Annotated in this window: 14 protein-coding genes; 7 read left to right on the forward strand and 7 right to left on the reverse strand. The window is 71.2% G+C overall.

The features are described from left to right. Window positions 1–177 precede the first annotated feature (177 nt). The 5 genes from ACTB72_RS15470 to ACTB72_RS15490 are packed head-to-tail and all read right to left on the reverse strand — an operon-like array spanning window position 178 to window position 6,459. Window positions 178–978, reverse strand: a complete 801-nt coding sequence (locus ACTB72_RS15470) for a TIGR03084 family metal-binding protein (protein ID WP_463037898.1) — start codon at window positions 976–978, stop codon at window positions 178–180. Window positions 979–991: 13 nt separating this feature from the next. Next, on the reverse strand, window positions 992–2,134 hold the full coding sequence (locus ACTB72_RS15475) for an NAD(P)H-dependent flavin oxidoreductase (protein WP_463037899.1): 1,143 nt from the start codon (window positions 2,132–2,134) through the stop codon (window positions 992–994). 34 nt (window positions 2,135–2,168) lie between these two features. Continuing rightward, window positions 2,169–2,984, reverse strand: coding sequence for an enoyl-CoA hydratase/isomerase family protein (locus ACTB72_RS15480; protein WP_463037900.1), 816 nt, complete (start codon window positions 2,982–2,984; stop codon window positions 2,169–2,171). Further along, window positions 2,981–4,792 (reverse strand): acyclic terpene utilization AtuA family protein, encoded by a 1,812-nt coding sequence (locus ACTB72_RS15485; RefSeq protein WP_463037901.1) that lies wholly within the window; start codon window positions 4,790–4,792, stop codon window positions 2,981–2,983. Before ACTB72_RS15485 ends, ACTB72_RS15480 begins: the two co-directional genes overlap by 4 nt. After that, the gene (locus ACTB72_RS15490; RefSeq protein ID WP_463037902.1) at window positions 4,789–6,459 is read right to left on the reverse strand and encodes an AMP-binding protein; all 1,671 of its coding nucleotides are present in this window, start codon (window positions 6,457–6,459) and stop codon (window positions 4,789–4,791) included. Before ACTB72_RS15490 ends, ACTB72_RS15485 begins: the two co-directional genes overlap by 4 nt. Window positions 6,460–6,655: 196 nt before the next feature. On the opposite strand from ACTB72_RS15490, the gene ACTB72_RS15495 reads away from it, so the two are divergent. The 5 genes from ACTB72_RS15495 to ACTB72_RS15515 are packed head-to-tail and all read left to right on the forward strand — an operon-like array spanning window position 6,656 to window position 12,284. Then, entirely contained in the window at window positions 6,656–7,798 is a 1,143-nt protein-coding gene (locus tag ACTB72_RS15495) for an acyl-CoA dehydrogenase family protein (RefSeq protein ID WP_463037903.1), read from the forward strand. A 1-nt stretch (window position 7,799) separates the two neighbouring features. Beyond that, window positions 7,800–9,443 carry an AMP-binding protein gene (locus ACTB72_RS15500; protein ID WP_463037904.1) on the forward strand — a complete coding sequence of 548 codons (1,644 nt, stop codon included), beginning with the start codon at window positions 7,800–7,802 and terminating at the stop codon, window positions 9,441–9,443. Next, complete coding sequence (locus ACTB72_RS15505) at window positions 9,440–11,002, forward strand: class I adenylate-forming enzyme family protein (protein WP_463037905.1); 1,563 nt, start codon at window positions 9,440–9,442, stop codon at window positions 11,000–11,002. Before ACTB72_RS15500 ends, ACTB72_RS15505 begins: the two co-directional genes overlap by 4 nt. Window positions 11,003–11,022: 20 nt before the next feature. Next, window positions 11,023–11,826 carry an enoyl-CoA hydratase-related protein gene (locus ACTB72_RS15510; RefSeq protein WP_463037906.1) on the forward strand — a complete coding sequence of 268 codons (804 nt, stop codon included), beginning with the start codon at window positions 11,023–11,025 and terminating at the stop codon, window positions 11,824–11,826. A gap of 53 nt (window positions 11,827–11,879) precedes the next feature. After that, window positions 11,880–12,284 carry a GFA family protein gene (locus ACTB72_RS15515; protein ID WP_463037907.1) on the forward strand — a complete coding sequence of 135 codons (405 nt, stop codon included), beginning with the start codon at window positions 11,880–11,882 and terminating at the stop codon, window positions 12,282–12,284. Window positions 12,285–12,296: 12 nt separating this feature from the next. On the opposite strand, the gene ACTB72_RS15520 is transcribed toward ACTB72_RS15515, so the two are convergent. Then, window positions 12,297–12,791 (reverse strand): MarR family winged helix-turn-helix transcriptional regulator, encoded by a 495-nt coding sequence (locus ACTB72_RS15520; protein ID WP_463037908.1) that lies wholly within the window; start codon window positions 12,789–12,791, stop codon window positions 12,297–12,299. A gap of 96 nt (window positions 12,792–12,887) precedes the next feature. Here ACTB72_RS15520 and ACTB72_RS15525 point away from each other — a divergent pair, with 96 nt between their 5' ends. Further along, complete coding sequence (locus tag ACTB72_RS15525) at window positions 12,888–13,643, forward strand: DUF1428 domain-containing protein (protein WP_463037909.1); 756 nt, start codon at window positions 12,888–12,890, stop codon at window positions 13,641–13,643. A 97-nt stretch (window positions 13,644–13,740) separates the two neighbouring features. On the opposite strand, the gene ACTB72_RS15530 is transcribed toward ACTB72_RS15525, so the two are convergent. Then, complete coding sequence (locus ACTB72_RS15530; RefSeq protein WP_463037910.1) at window positions 13,741–14,994, reverse strand: acyl-CoA dehydrogenase family protein; 1,254 nt, start codon at window positions 14,992–14,994, stop codon at window positions 13,741–13,743. A gap of 160 nt (window positions 14,995–15,154) precedes the next feature. On the opposite strand from ACTB72_RS15530, the gene ACTB72_RS15535 reads away from it, so the two are divergent. After that, window positions 15,155–15,487: carboxyl transferase domain-containing protein (locus tag ACTB72_RS15535; protein WP_463037911.1), on the forward strand; the 333-nt coding region annotated here is incomplete at its 3' end.

The following is a 15,487-nucleotide window of genomic DNA, read 5'->3' on the forward strand; positions in this document are numbered from 1 at the left end:
AATTGCCGACCGAATTGGGCGGGCGCAAGGGGCCGGAGCGGACGGACGGGCGGGACGGGTCCGACCTCTCCGCCCCAGCCCGCCCCGTCCCAACCGGGGCGGGGGCGGGAGGTTCGGCCCCCGAACCGGAAGCAAGGCGGGCAGGCGGCGGAGCGCAGCCTCGCCCGGGCCTCCGCGTCAGGCCTTGTGGATGCCGCGCGAACCCGGCGCCGGCGGCGTCTCGGGCTTGCCCGCGAAGCACTGGGCGATGGACATCCAGCGCGCCGCGTTCGGCCCGGTGGTCCGGATCGAGGTGTCGGCGATGTTGCGGGTCTGGCAGACCACCTGACAGAACTCGGTGGCCGACCCCTCGACCCGCTCGGCCTCCGAAGCCTCTCCGAACTCCCACACGGCGCCCGAGGGCGCATCCAGCCGCACGAAGGGTTTCGGCTCGGGAACCGGCTCGCCGCGGTTGGCGAAGGTCCAGCCGTAGGTGTTCACGCCCAGCACCGCGATGTTGCGGATGCGGTCCGCGTCCTGGCGGACATGGCCCAGCCGGTCGTAGATCTCCTGGCCATGGGCCCAGGTCTCCATCAGCCGCGCGGTGATCGAGGACCGCGCCGACATGTCCGGCCCCGCCCATTTCAGCCGCGCCTTGGGATCGACCCCGAGGAAGGCGTCCGCTGTCGTCTCGCAGGTCTCCGCCCAGGCCTCGACCAGCGCCGGGCCGCTGAGGCCCTTCAGGTGCATGTCGGTCCACTCGACCATGGTCAGGCCCTCGGCCATCGCCTTGCGCATCGGCGCGAGCAGGGCCGCCATCGCGTCGGGGTCGCGGACCGAGAGGATGACGGCGTGGTTGAAGAGATGCAGGTGCTGGATCACCGCATCGAGCGTCCAGCCCTTGAAGGCGGTGGCCTGCGCCATGCCGTCCGCATCCAGCGGCGCGATCAGCGCGTGCAGCGCCCGGCTTTCGGCGCGGAAGTCTTCAGCCTGTTCCATGCGTTCCGTCCCCTTATTCGAAGCAGGCCGCAAGTTTTTCATGCGCGCCTGCGAAATCCGACATGAAGCCTTCGACCACCTGGCGGCAGGTCGTGGCCTCGTTCATCAGGCCGACGCCCTGGCCGACCCAGTAGGTGGCGAGCGCCTGCGCCCCTTCGTGCCCGGCCTCGGCCAGCTTGTCGATCTTGCGCAGCGCGGGCTCCGAGATCAGCGATTGCAGGGGCATGCCGAGCGGGACGGGGGCGCCCTCCGCCTCCCACGCATCGGTCCAGGGCGAGCGCAGCTGGCGCGAGTGCTTTCCGGTGCGGGCGCGGGAGCGGACGGTGTCCGAGGACGTGGCCGCCAGCATCTTGCGCTTCACCGCCGGGTTGGTCTCGGCCTCCGCGGTGGTCAGCCAGACCGAGCCGCACCAGGCGCCCGCCGCCCCCATCGCCATCGCCGCCGCCATCTGGCGCCCCGTGACGATGCCGCCGGCCGCCAGCACCGGGCGGTTCCCGAAATCCTTCATCGCCTCGACCACTTCGGGGACGAGGACCATGGTGGAGATCGCGCCGCAATGCCCGCCGGCCTCGCCGCCCGCCGCCACGATCACGTCGACCCCGGCCGCCGCCTGGCGGATGGCGTGCTCGCGCGTGCCGACCAGCGCCGCGACGGCCACGTTCTCGGCGCGGCCCCGCTCGATCATCTCGCGCGGGGGGACGCCCAGCGCGTTGGCGATCAGCTTGATGGGGTGGGAGAAGGCCACGTCCATCATCTCATGCGCGCCCTCGGCGGTCATGTTGACGCCGGAGCGCATCCGCCCGATACGCTCTTCGTCGAGGATCTCGGGGTCTATGCCCGAGGATTTCAGCAGGGCGGCGGCGAACTCGCGATGTTCGGCCGGAAGACCCGCCAGCATCGCCTCGGGGCCGGGCGCGCCCCCCTCGCCCTTGCCGATGAACTTGGTCGGCACGATCAGGTCGACGCCGTAGGGCTTGCCGTCGACCCGCGCGTCGATCCAGGAAAGCTCCGCCTCCAGCTGCTCGGGCGTCATCGACACGATCCCCAGCACGCCCATGCCGCCGGCGCGCGTGACCTCCGCCACCACGTCGCGGCAATGGGAGAAGGCGAAGAGCGGGAATTCGACGCCAAGCGTCTCGCAGAGCACGTTTTTCATTTTTCCGGGCCTTTCGGGGGGCGGGTCTGGCGGATCAGGGTTTTTCGGGGGCCCAGGAGGGGGGGCGCTTTTCGATGAAGGAGGCGACGCCCTCGCGCCCCTCCGGCCCCATCAGGCATTCGGCGAAACCCTGACCCGCGAGCGCGCGCTGCGCCGCGCGGTCGAGCCGGACGGAGGAGAACAGCAGTTTTTTGGTCCAGGCGTTGGCCGTGGGCGCCGAGCCGAGGATTTCGGCCCGCCACGCCGCGTCCTGCGCGTCGAGCCCGGCGGCGTCCGTCACCACCACGTCGGCGAGCCCGATGCGCCCGGCCTCCGTCCCGTCGAAGCGGGCCGCGGTCAGGGTCAGGCGGCGTGCGGCGGTCAGGCCGAGGCGCTGCACCACGAAATGCGCGATCTGGGCGGGGGGGAAGCCGAGCCGGGTTTCGGTCAGCGCGAAGCGGGCGCCGGCGGTGACCGCGACCAGATCGGCGCAGCAGACCATGCCGAAGCCGCCGGCCATGGCGTAGCCCTCGACCAGCACGATGACGGGTTGGGGGGTCTCGTTGATCAGGTCGTAAAGCTCTCCGCCCCTGCGGTTCGCCTCCGCCGCCGCGGCGACCCCGCCGTCTCCGCCCTGGAGGTCCGACTTGAACCCCTTGAGGTCCCCGCCCGAGCAGAAGGTGCCGTTGGCGCCGCGCAGGGTCACGCCGCGCACGGTGCGGTCGTCGGCGATGGCTTCGAAGGTGGCGCGCAGCTCGTCGGCCATCTGGTTGGAAAGGGCGTTGCGGGATTCGGGCCGGTCGAGGCGGATTTCGAGCCAGCCCTCGGTCAGGGTCAGGCGCAGGGTCTCGGTGGGGGGCAGCGTGGTCATGGGTTGGTTCCGGTCAGGCGTTCGGCGAGCGCGCGGGGCACGGGGATCGGCATGTCGAGCATGAGCTGCGCCCAGGCCTTGGCCTGGGGATCGTTGCGCAAGGACGCCACCCCGCCGCCGCCGAGCGCGCGATGCAGCAGGAAGTTGATCGCGGGGGGGCCGGGGAGGAGGAAGCGGTCGACCCCGCCGGTGACGAAATGGGCGAAGCGGGCGGCGACCACGTCGGGGGTGAGAGCCCCCCAGAGGTAGGGGAGGTATTCAGGGTCGCGCGCGATGATCCCGATATTGGCCTTGTCGCCCTTGTCCCCGGACCGGCCCCAGGCGAGCGCCGCCAGCGGCACGGTCGCGTCGCAGGGCGCGGGCGCCTCGGGCACGGGGGGGCGGGCGATGGCGGCGGGCGCGAAGGTCTCGGCGGGAGGCGCGGGCAGGGGGACGGGGGCGCCGTCGAGCGTCACCGCCACCGGCACATCGTCCCGCGGGATCGCGAAGGAGAACAGGCGCAGCACCGGAGACGGCTTGGGCCGCCCCCCCGCGAAACCCGACAGGCCGGGAGGGCCCGCAAGACCCAATCCCGTCATCTCCCGGATCAGCAGGTCGAGCCCGGTCTTGTCGGGGTGGCGGGCGGCGAGCTTCAGGACCACCTCGCGCGGGGCTTCCGCCTGGCCGAAATCGCCATACTGGCTGTCGGCGCCCAGCACCTCGATGGAGGTCTCCGAAAAGTCGCCGAGGTTGGAGGCGCGCAGGGCCGCGCGCGCCCGGGTCAGCGCCGCCTCGCCGAACGCCCGCGCCTTGCGGTCGGAGGCAGGCCCGGCGAACGTCCACAGCATCCCGCCCCGGAATCCGTCCATCCAGGTGCAGGAGACCTTCAGGCTGGCCGGCGCCGGCAGCCCGCGCGCGCCGGTGACATGGACGCGGTCGGGGGCGATCTCCTCCAGCCGCACACCCGAAAAATCGCAGGCGACGTCGGGGACCAGATAGGCCTGCGGGTCGCCGATTTCGTAGAGCATCTGCTCGGCGACCGTGCCGACCGAGACCTTCCCCCCCGTCCCCTCGGGCTTGGCGACGGTGAAGGCGCCGTCGGGGTCGATCTCGGCGATCGGGTAGCCGATCTCGGCCATCGAGCCCGCGATCTCCTCCCAATCGGTGAAGTTGCCGCCCGTGGCCTGGGCGCCGCATTCGAGGATGTGGCCGGCCAGCGTCCCCGCCGCCAGCTTGTCCCAGTCGTCCGCGGCCCAGCCGAAATGGCTCATGCACAAGGCCAGCGTCACGGCGCTGTCCGCGACCCGGCCGGTGATCACGATATCCGCCCCCGCATCCAGCGCCGCGGCGATGGGCCGGGCCCCGAGATAGGCGTTGATCGAGGCGATTTTCGAAGGATCCGGGAAGGCCTCGCCCGAGAACATTTCGCGGGCGTCCAGCGCGTCCTTGCGGGCGATCAGGTCGTCGCCCGAGACGACGGCGACCGAGAGGCCGAGCCCCTGCTTCGCGATCAGGGCCCGGACCGCCTCGGCGCAGGCCTCGGGGTTCATGCCCCCGGCGTTGGAGACGATGCGGATGCCCTGCCGGGCGATCTCGGCCAGATGCGGGCGCAGGACGGCGGTCACGAAATCCCGCGCATAGCCCTGCGCGGGGTCTGCGGCGCGGGCGCGGGCCATGATCGAAAGGGTGATCTCGGCCAGATAATCGAAGACGATGGCGTCGAGCCCGCCTTCCTTCAGGAACTGGGGCACGGCCATGCCGCTGTCGCCCCAGTATCCGGTGGCCCCGCCGATCTTCAGGGGGCGGGCGGCGCCCGGTCGGGTGTTCATTCGGTGAGATTCCCTCCCGCGGCGGTCAGGGGCAGGGCATAGCCCTCGAACGCCTCGCGGATCTTGAGTTTCCAGATTTTCCCGGTGCCGGTGCGGGGCAGTTCGTCGAGGAACTCCACCGCGTCGGGCAGCCACCAGTCGGCGACCTGGCCGCGCAGGAATTCCACCACCTCCGGCCCGGTGACGGCGGCCCCCGTGCGGCGCGTGCAGACCAGCAGCGGACGCTCCTGCCATTTGGGATGGGCGATGGCGATGACCGCGGCCTCGGCGATCTCGGGGTGGCCCATCGCGGCGTTCTCCAGCTCGACCGAGCTGATCCATTCGCCCCCCGACTTGATGACGTCCTTGGAGCGGTCGGCGATCTCGATCTGGCCGTCGGGATGCAGGATGGCGATGTCGCCGGTATGCAGCCACTCGTGCATCTCGCCGGGGCGCAGGCCGGCCGGATCCTCGCCCATCTTCAGGTAGCCCCCCGCCACCACCGGCCCGCGGACCAGCAGATGCCCGCGCGAGACGCCGTCGAAGGGCACCGGCTGGCCATCATCGTCGATCAGCCGGTATCTGGTGGCGAAGGTGCGTCGGCCGCCGAACTGGTAGCGGTCGAGCTTTTCGTCGCGGCTCAGGCCCGCGAGCCCGCCGAGCAGCGCGAAGCGGGAGGAGGCCAGCGTCTCGGTCATCCCCCAGCCCTGCATGGGTTCCACCCCGAGGTCGTAGAGCGCGGCCTGCAGCGCCCGGGGGGGCTTCGCGCCCGACATCACGGTCGCGCGCAGCGTGGAGAAGGTCTTGGAATTGTCCTTCATCCAGTTGACCACGATCATCCAGATGGTGGGGACGCCGAAGCAGAGCGTCACGCCTTCGTCCTCGATCAGGCCGTAAAGCGCCGGCGCCGTGAAATCGCGCCCCGGCAGCACCAGCTTCGCGCCCATCAGCGGCGCCGAATAGGGCGCGAACCAGCCGCCGCCGTGGAAGAGCGGCGCGAAGGGCATGAAGGTTTCCGCGACACCGGAGCGGTAGCCGGAAATGGTGTCGCCCAGCATCATGAAGCAGACCGACAGCACGATGGCGCGGTGCGAGTAGACCACCCCCTTGGGGTTCCCCGTGGTGCCCGACGTGTAGCAGATCATCGCGGCCCGGTTCTCGTCGAATTCCGGCCACTCGCCGCCGCCGGGCTGGGCGGCGAGGATCTCCTCGTAGAATTCGACGCGGGACAGGCCGAGATCGTCCGGCAGCTCCTCCCGCGCGCCCAGAAAGATCCAGCCGCGCACGGTGGTCAGCTGCGGGGCCACGGCGCGGACCAGGTCGATGCAGCCGGCGTCGAAGGCGAACCATGCGTCCTCGGCATGGTTGATGATGTAGACCAGCTGATCTTCGTAAAGCCGCGGGTTGATGGTGTGCAGCACCGCGCCCATGCCGGGGACGCCGTAGAACATCTCGAAATAGGCGCGCGTGTTCCAGGCGAGCACGCCGAGCCGCTCGCCCTGACCCAGACCCAGCCCCTCCAGCCCTTGCGCGAGGCGCCGGGCGCGGTCGCGGGCCTCGGCATAGGTCTGCCGCGCGACATGGCCGTCGAGCTCGCGGCTGACCACCTCGCGCGTCGCATGGCTGTCGGCGGCGTAGTCGAGGATCCCCGAGAGCAGCAGGGGCGCGTCCATCATCATGCCGAGCATCGGGGTCCTCCCTGACCACGCGCCGCCCGGCCGCTTGCGGGCCCGTTCCTCCGGCGCTTTGGCGACAAGGGTAGCGGGGGCGGGCGGTGCGTCGCTTGCGCCAAACGGGCGCCGCCCGCGCTCCGCGTCTCGGCGCAAGCGCGCGCGGGGGGCGGGCGCGCATCATCCGGGCTCCGACGCCGCGCCAGGAGACCCCATGCCCCGCCCCTTCCAGACCGAGGAACGCCAGGCTTTCCGCGACACCGTCGCCCGTTTCGCGCGCACCGAGCTCGCCCCTCATATCAACGACTGGGACGAGGCCGGCGCCGTGCCGTGGGCGCTGCACCAGAAGGTCGCGGCGCTCGGCGCCTTCGGTTTCGGGATCGACGAGAAATGGGGCGGCCTCGGCTTCGACGACGCCTTCATGCGCGCGGCCTATGCGGAGGAGATCGCGCGGCTATGTTCATCCGGCGTGATGGCGGCGACGGGCGGGCGGGGCATCTCGCTCGACCCCATCGTGAAGCTCGCGGATGAGGAGACCAAGGCCCGCATCCTGCCGGATGTTATCGCGGGGCGGAAAGGGTCGAGCCTCGCCATCACCGAGCCGTCGGGCGGATCGGACGTGGCCGGGTTGCGCACCAGGGCGGTGCGCGACGGGAACCACTGGCTGATCTCGGGCCAGAAGGCCTACATCACCGGCGGCATGAAATCCGACTATTTCGTCGTCGCCGCCCGCACCGGGGGCAAGGGGATCGAGGGGGTGTCGCTGTTCCTCGTCGAATCCGACGCGCCCGGGTTCTCCCGCACCGCGATGGATCGCAAGCAGGGCTGGTGGTGCGCCGAACAGGCGATGCTGAGCTTCGACGAGGCCCGCGTCCCCGCCTCCGCCATGCTGGGGGAGGAGAACCGCGGCTTCGCCTCCATCATGTCCAACTTCAATCTGGAGCGGCTGACGCTGGTCGCCCAGTCCCTCGGCATGATGAAGGGGGTCCTGGATCAGTCGATCGACTGGGCGCAACAGCGCGAGACCTTCGGAAAGCCCCTGATCAAGCATCAGGTCATCCGCCACAAGATCGCGGAGATGTCGGCCCGCGTCGACGCGCTCGAAAGCTGGGTGGATCGCCTCTGCTGGGAGATCAACGAACACGAGATGCCGGTCGCCGGCATCGCCAAGGCCAAGTTCCACGCCACGAAATCGCTGGAATACTGCGCGTCCGAGGCGATGCAGATCATGGGCGGCGCCGGCTACATGCGCGGCAACCTGATCGAGCGGGTGTGGCGCGAGGTGAAGATCCAGGCCATCGGCGGCGGGTCGGAGGAGATCATGCGCGACCTCGCCGTGCGTCAGATGGGGCTTTGAGGTGACCGGGACCGCCGCTTCCGGCGCCCCTCTCGCCTCCGGCGACAGCCCCGCCGCGATCTTCGCCGCCCGCGTGGAGATGACCCCCGACGCGCCCTTCCTCGCCTTCCGGCCCGCGCCCGACGCGCCGTTCGAGGACCGGACCTACGCCGCCGTCGCGGCCCGCGTCGCCGCCCTGCGCGCGGTCTACGCCGCCGCCGGCTGGGGGGCGGGCGCGCGCGTGGCGCTGCTGATCGGCTCGCGCCCCGATTTCCACGCGCAGTTCCTCGCGCTCAACGGGCTCGGCCTGTCGGTCGTCCCCCTCAATGTCGACGGGCGGGCGGAGGAGCTGGGCTGGCAGGTCGCCCATTCCGGCGCCCTTCTTGTGGTCGCGGCGCCCGAGCGGATGGACCTCGCCCAAGCCCTCGCGGCGGAGGCGGGGGGCGTGAAGGTCGTGAACGCCTCCGGCGACCTCTCGGACCTCCCCCCCGCCCCGATCCCCGCCGAACCGGGGCCGCGCGGGGCGCGGGACGAGGCGGCGATCCTCTACACCTCCGGCACCACCGGGCGACCCAAGGGTTGCGTGCTCGACAACCGCTATTTCGCGCTGGCCGGGCAGGCCTATGCCGGCTGGGGCGGGCGCCTGTCGCTGGGCGCGGGGGAGCGGTTGCTGAACCCGCTGCCGCTCCACCACATGAACGCGCTCGCGATCACCAGCACCGCGCTGATGCTGACCGGCGGCTGCGCGGTGCTGACCGAGCGGTTCTCGCCCTCCGCCTGGTGGGCCGATTGCGCGGCCTCCCGCGCCGACCTGATCCATTATCTCGGCGTCATGCCCGCCCTGCTGCTCGCCCGGCCCCCCGCGGCGGAGGACCGCGCCCACGCCATCCGCGCCGGCGTCGGCGCCGGGGTCGACCCCGCGCATCACGCCGCCTTCGAGGCCCGGTTCGGGTTCCCGCTGCTGGAGCTCTGGGGCATGACCGAAACCGGCCGCTGCTTCATCGACGCCGAGGAGCCTCGCGCGGTCGGAACCCGCGCCTTCGGCCGCCCCGGTTTTCCGCTTCTGGGCCGGGTGGTGGACGACGCGGGCGCCGAGGCCCCAAGCGGGACCGAGGGCGAATTCCAGGTCCGCGCCGCCGGCTCCGACCCGCGCGAAGGCTTCTTCGCGGGCTATCTCGACAATCCCGCCGCCACCGCCGAGGCCTGGACCCAGGACGCCTGGTTCCGCACCGGCGACGTGGTCCGCCAGGAAGCGGACGGCAATTTCCACTTCGTCGAGCGGCGCAAGAACATCATCCGCCGCTCCGGCGAGAACATCGCCGCCGCCGAGGTCGAGGCCTGCCTGCAGACCCACCCCGCCGTCGCCCAGGCCGCGGTCCTCGCCCATCCCGACGAGCTGCGCGAGGAGGAGGTTTTCGCGTGCATCGTCCTCCGGCCGGGCGAGGCGCCCGGCGAGACCCTCGCGCGGGCCCTTTTCGACTGGTGCGACGACCGTCTCACATACTTCAAGGCCCCGGGATGGCTGGCCTTTCGTGAGACCCTGCCGATCACCGGCACGCAAAAAGTCCAGAAGGGCGCGATCTTCGCCCCGCACGAAAACCCCGAGGCGCTGGCCCACGATTTTCGAGACGCCAAGCGCCGCGCCCGCAAGGAGCCTTCGGCATGATCCGCCCCGCCATGGCCGGGATCGATCCCGGCCTCGCCCGCCGCGCCTCCGCCGTCACGGTGTGGGAGATGTTTTCGGAACGCGCCGCCGAGCATCCCGACGCCCCCGCCATCGACCTCTGCGGGAAGGTCCTCAGCTACGGCGCGCTCGCCGACCGGGCGACGCGCCTTTCGGCCCATTTCGGCGGGCTGGGCCTCGTCCCCGGCGACCGGGTGGCGATCCTGTCCGAAAACCGCGCCGAATATGTCGAGGCGCTGATGGCCTGCGCCCGCGCGGGCCTCATCGCCTGCTGTCAGAACTGGCGGCTGGCGGAGGCGGAGCTGGCGCATTGCCTCGGGCTGGTCGCCCCCCGCGCGGCGCTGGTCTCGCCCCGCCACGAGGCGCTCGGCGCCCGCCTCCTCCCCGGCGCGCTGGTCTTCGGGGCCGCGTACGAGGCGGCGCTGGCGGCGGCCCCCCCCGCCCCCGCGGCGCCCGATCTCGACCCCGAGGCGGGGCTGGTGATCCTCTACACCTCCGGCACCACGGGCCTGCCCAAGGGCGCGCTGATCTCGCATCGGGCCGAGATCGCGCGGGCCATGGCCGGGACCACCGACCTGCATGTGGACCCTGACGAGGCGTTCGTGGCCTGGGCGCCGATGTTCCACATGGTGTCCACCGACTCGGTGTTCGGGACCCTGATGCAGGGCGGCAAGATCATCGTGACCGATGGCTTCGACCCCGACGGGCTCGCCGCCATCGTGACCCGCGAGAAGCTCGGCCGCCTGACCCTGATGCCCGGCATGATCCTGCCGTTCCTCGACGCGCTCGACCGCAACGGCGGCGCCCCGGTCGGGGTCCGCTACGCCGGCGTGATGGCCGACCTGGTGCCGCATGATCAACTGGTGGCGGTGACCAGCCGGCTCAACGCCCCTTACCTCAACACCTTCGGGTCGACCGAGACCGGCTCCGCCCCCGCCTCCCGCGGCCGCATCGCCATCGGGATCGCGCCCCGAAGCCTCGACAAGCGGCAATCCTCCTGGTCCCGCCTGCGGCTGCTGGACGAGGACGGGGCGGACGTTGCGCCGGGCCAGCCCGGCGAGGCGGCGGTGCGCGGCCCGGGGCTTTTCTCCGGCTACTGGGGCGCCCCCGAGACCAATGCGAAAGACTTCGCGGAGGGCTGGTTCCGCATGGGCGACGTGTTCATTCGCAATCCCGACGGCACGCTCTCCTTCGTCGACCGCCGCAAATACCTGATCAAATCGGGCGGCGAGAACATCTACCCGGCGGAGATCGAGCGGGTGCTGCTCGCCGATCCCCGGATCATCGACGCGGCCGTGGTGCGCCGCCCCGACCCGAAATGGGGCGAGGTGCCGGTCGCCTTCGTCGCCGCCCGCGATCCGGCCCTGACCGAGGCCGCGGTCATCGCGCTCTGTCACGCCGCCATCGCCCGCTACAAGGCGCCCCGCGCCGTGCGCTTCGTGGCGGAGGCGGCGCTGCCCCGCTCCGCCACCGGCAAGATCAAGCGGCACGAGCTGGAAGCCCGCCTCGCCGCCGAGACCGCAACCGTCCGAACCCCCTAAATGTCCGACAAGGAGACCCCATGGCCAAGCTTCTGATCGAGAAGGAAAACCACATCCTTCGCCTCACCCTCAACCGGCCCGAGGTCAAGAACGCGCTCGACCCCGAACTGCTTTGCGGGCTCGCCGACGCCTTCGTGCAGGCGCGCGACGACGACGACGTGCGGGTGGTGATGATCACCGGCGAGGGCGACGTGTTCTGCGCGGGCGCCGATCTCGGCAAGCTGATCCCGCTGATCTCCCGCTCGAAGGAGCCCGCCGACGAATTCGACCGCCGCTATGTCGAGGACGGCAAGCTGGGCGACAGGGGCCTGCTGCGCAACTTCGACGTGGAAAAGCCGGTGATCGCCGCGATCAACGGCCATGCCATCGCGGGGGGCATGGAGCTGGTGCAGGGCACCGATCTGCGCATCGCGTCGGAAACCGCGAAGTTCGGCGTGCAGGAGGTCAAATGGGCGATCTTCCCCGCCGGCGGCTCCACCGTCCGCCTGCCCGTGCAGCTGCCCTACGCCCGCGCGATGGAGCTGCTGCTGACCGGCGACCTGATCACGGCGCAGGAGGCCTATGAGATGGGCTTTTTGAATCGCGTGGTCCCCAGGGACAAGGTTCTGGACGCGGCCTACGAGCTCGCCGGCAAGATCGCGCGCAACGGGCCGCTGGCGGTGAAGGCGATCCGGCGCTCGGCGCGCGCCTGTCTCGGGCTGCCGGAATCCCAGGCGATGGACATGGAGCGCGAGTTCGCCGCCCCGGTCTTCGCCTCGGAGGACGCGAAGGAGGGGCCGCGGGCCTTCCTCGAAAAGCGCGCGCCGGTCTACAAGGGACGCTGAGCGCGCGGCGAGGGCGGGACGGTCCCGCCCTCGCCCCGTGGCGGAGGGCGGCCATGGGCGAAGGAATGCTGGCGGGGTCCTGCCTTTGCGGCGCGGTGCGCTACGCCGTGCCGGACCAGTTCGCCTATGCGATGAACTGCCATTGCTCGCAATGCCGGCGGGCGACCGGGGCCGCGTTCAAGCCCTTCGCCGGACTGCCTCGGGACCGTCTGGAGATCGCCGAGGGCGGCGACCGCATCGTCGCCCGCGGCGACGGACCGGGCGCGCATGACGCCCATTGCGGGGTCTGCTTTTCGTTGCTGTGGTCGGTGGTGCGGGACGGGGCCTGGGTGCATGTGACCTTGGGCACGCTGCTCGATGCGCCCTCGATGGGGCCGCAGCGGCATATCTTCGTGGGGTCGAAAGCGCCCTGGCATGCGATCCTCGACGACCTTCCCCAGCATGACGGGTTTCCCTGAGCGGCGCGCGCCTCAGGCCAGCGCCCGCAGGCTGCGGCGGAGGTCGCCGGGGAGGGCCTTTTCCAATGCCGCGTCGACCTCGCCATGCTCGCGCACCCAGATCGGCACGGCTTCGGCCAGCACCTCGGCCCCGGCTTCGGTCAGGACCAGCAGGCGGCCGCGGCCATCCTTCGGATCGGGCCGGCTCTCCACCCATCCCCGCCGTTCCAGGGGCTTGAGATTGGCGGTCAGCGTGGTGCGGTCCATCGCCAGCAGGCGCGCGACCGCGCCGAGGTTGGGCGGCTCCGGCCGGTTCAGCGACATCAGCAGCGAAAACTGCCCGCTGGTCAGCCCCACCGGCTTCAGCGCCAGATCGAACCGCCGCGCCAGCGCCCGCGCCGCCCGCTGCGCCGCGAGGCAGAGGCAATGGTCGCGCACATGCAGGGTGGTGGCGTAGGGGACGGGACGGTCATCGGGATCGCGGGCGGGATCGCGGGGGGCGTGGTCGGGGCGCTCGGGTTTTGACATGGCCTCGTTATGTTGATATCAACCTAAATAGTCAAGCGTCGGCGAAGCGGCGGTGAGTCGCGGCTCAAGGGCGGCGCGCAAGGGAGGAGAGGTCCCATGTCCTATATCGAAGGCTTCGTGATCCCGGTCCCCAGGGACCGCAAGGACGCCTATCTGGCGATGGCCGAGAACGCCGTGCCGATGTTCCGCGAATTCGGCATGCGCCGGATGGTGGAGGCGTGGGAGGCGCAGGTGACGGACGGCAAGGTCACCGATTTCCGCCGCGCCGTGCAGGCCGAACCCGGGGAGGCCATCGTCTATTCCTGGGTGGAATACGACAGCCGCGAGGCCCGCGACGCGGCGAACGCCGCGATGATGGCCGATCCGCGCATGGCGGAGATGATGGAGATGCCCTTCGACGGCAAGCGCATGATCATGTCGGGATTCGAGACCTTCAGCGACGTCGTGTCCTCCACCGCGCCATCGGGGCCGGCGGGATTCGTCGACGGATGCCTGATCCCGGTGCGTCAGGCCGACCGGGCGGCGTTCGAGGCGGGGGCGGCCGCGATCTCGCAATGCTTCCTCGACCACGGCGCGCTGCGCTCGGTGGACGCCTGGGGCGACGACCTGATGCGCGGCGTGCGGACCGATTTCTATCGCGCCGTGGCCGCCAGGGACGACGAGACCTGCGTGTTCTCCTTCGTCGAATGGGCCTCGCAGGCGGCGCATGACGCGGCCTGGCCCAAGATCATGGCCGACCCGCGGATGCCGGGGCCGGGCGATCCGATGGCCTTCGACGGGACGCGGATGGTGATGGGGACGTTTTCGACGATCCTCGATACGCTTGCCGGGGCGCTCAAGGCCGCCGAGTGAGCCCCGCGCGGCGGCTCAGAACCGGCCCTGGAGCCTCAGCAGGCCCAGGGCCGCCAGGGTTGCGGCATCGGCGATCTCGCCCCGAGCCTGCCGGCCCTCATCCCCAATCGGGCACGTAGGCGTGCAGCGGCGCGAGCGGCCCCTTGTTGCGGTGGCGCGCCAGTTCCAGCCGGCCGATCTGGTTGCGATGCACCTCGTCGGGCCCGTCGGCGATGCGCAGGAGCCGGGCGTTGGCATAGGCCGCCGGAAGTCCGTAATCGTTGGCCGTGCCGATCCCCCCAAAGGCCTGAATCGCCCAGTCGATCACCTGGCAGGCCATGTTGGGCGCCGCCACCTTGATCATCGCGATCTCCTGCCGCGCGCCCTTGGCGCCGACCGTGTCCATCATCCACGCGGCCTTCAGCGTCAGCAGCCGGCACTGCTCGATGGCGATCCGCGCCTCCGCGATCCGCTCCAGCGTCACCGTCTGCTCGGAGACCGGACGCCCGAAGGTCACCCGCTCCTCCGTCCGGCGGCACATCAGCTCCAGCATCCGCTCGGCCAGCCCGATCAGCCGCATGCAATGATGGATCCGCCCCGGCCCGAGGCGCCCCTGCGCGATCTCGAACCCCCGCCCCTCGCCCAGCAGGATATGGTCGGCGGGCACCCGCACATTGCAGAAGTCGACCTCCGAGGCCCGGTCCGGCATCCCGTACATGTTGAACACCGGGATCGGGCGCAGCACGGTCACCCCCGGCGTCGCCCTGGGCACCAGGATCATCGACTGCTGCTTGTGCCGGTCCGGGTTCTCCGGATCGGTCTTGCCCATGAAGATGATGATTTCGCAGTTCGGATGCGTGGCGTTGGTCGTGTACCACTTGCGCCCGTTGATCACGTAATGGTCGCCGTCCCGCTCGATCCGGCTCTCGATATTGGTCGCATCCGACGACGCCACCGCCGGTTCGGTCATCGCGAAGGCCGACCGGATCTCGCCGGCCAGCAGCGGCTTCAGCCACCGCGCCTGATGCGCGGGCGCGGCGTAGCGGGCCAGCACCTCCATGTTGCCGGTGTCGGGAGCCGCGCAATTGAACACCTCCGGCGCCAGCAGCGAGCGGCCCATGACTTCGCAGAGCGGCGCGTATTCGAGGTTGGTCAGCCCCGGCCCATGGGCGGGGTCGGGCGAGAACAGGTTCCACAGCCCCTCCGCCCGGGCGCGCGTCTTCAGCTCGTCGACCACCGGCCACACCGCCCAGGGGCCGAGGCGCATCGCCTCCTCGAAATGCCGCGCCTCGGCGGGAAGGACATGCGTCTCGACGAACGCCTCCAGCCGGGCCTTCAGCGCGGCGATCTTCGGCTGATCGGCGAAATCCATCTGATGTCCCCCTCGGCGGCTGATGATCCGGCGTGCCGCGCAGACTGGGGCGTTCCGGGCGGCGGCGCTTGCGCGGACCGCGTCCCCGTTCCGCGCAAGCGGGGCGCGGCGAGGGCCCGCTAGGCTCCGCCGAAAGACCCCAAGGGAGACGCCGCCGCTCATGCCCCGCATCGAGACCGCTCTGACGCCCTCCGGCGAGCCCTTCGCCCTCGCCCGCGCCGCGCTGCTGGCGACGCTCGCCCGCCTGCGCGAGGTCGAGGCCCGCACCCGCGCCCGTTCCGCCGCCGCCGGCCCCCGCTTCGCCGCCCGTGGCCAGCTGCTGCCGCGGGAGCGCGTGGCCCTGCTGCTCGACCCCGGCGCGCCGTTCCTCGAACTCTCGACCCTGGCCGGGTTCCGGTGCGACACGCCCGATGCCGAAAGAAGCATCGCGGGGGGCGGCATCGTCACGGGGATCGGGGTGATCTGCGGGGTGCGCTGCATGGTCAACGCCTCG

It is taken from the genome of Albimonas sp., from assembly GCF_055129145.1.

Coding starts and splice junctions, on each gene's coding strand:
- ACTB72_RS15470 (WP_463037898.1), bottom strand. CDS start 978: ATGGAACAGGCTGAAGACTTCCGCGCCGAAAGCCGGGCGCTGCACGCG.
- ACTB72_RS15475 (WP_463037899.1), bottom strand. CDS start 2,134: ATGAAAAACGTGCTCTGCGAGACGCTTGGCGTCGAATTCCCGCTCTTC.
- ACTB72_RS15480 (WP_463037900.1), bottom strand. CDS start 2,984: ATGACCACGCTGCCCCCCACCGAGACCCTGCGCCTGACCCTGACCGAG.
- ACTB72_RS15485 (WP_463037901.1), bottom strand. CDS start 4,792: ATGAACACCCGACCGGGCGCCGCCCGCCCCCTGAAGATCGGCGGGGCC.
- ACTB72_RS15490 (WP_463037902.1), bottom strand. CDS start 6,459: ATGCTCGGCATGATGATGGACGCGCCCCTGCTGCTCTCGGGGATCCTC.
- ACTB72_RS15495 (WP_463037903.1), top strand. CDS start 6,656: ATGCCCCGCCCCTTCCAGACCGAGGAACGCCAGGCTTTCCGCGACACC.
- ACTB72_RS15505 (WP_463037905.1), top strand. CDS start 9,440: ATGATCCGCCCCGCCATGGCCGGGATCGATCCCGGCCTCGCCCGCCGC.
- ACTB72_RS15510 (WP_463037906.1), top strand. CDS start 11,023: ATGGCCAAGCTTCTGATCGAGAAGGAAAACCACATCCTTCGCCTCACC.
- ACTB72_RS15515 (WP_463037907.1), top strand. CDS start 11,880: ATGGGCGAAGGAATGCTGGCGGGGTCCTGCCTTTGCGGCGCGGTGCGC.
- ACTB72_RS15520 (WP_463037908.1), bottom strand. CDS start 12,791: ATGTCAAAACCCGAGCGCCCCGACCACGCCCCCCGCGATCCCGCCCGC.
- ACTB72_RS15525 (WP_463037909.1), top strand. CDS start 12,888: ATGTCCTATATCGAAGGCTTCGTGATCCCGGTCCCCAGGGACCGCAAG.
- ACTB72_RS15530 (WP_463037910.1), bottom strand. CDS start 14,994: ATGGATTTCGCCGATCAGCCGAAGATCGCCGCGCTGAAGGCCCGGCTG.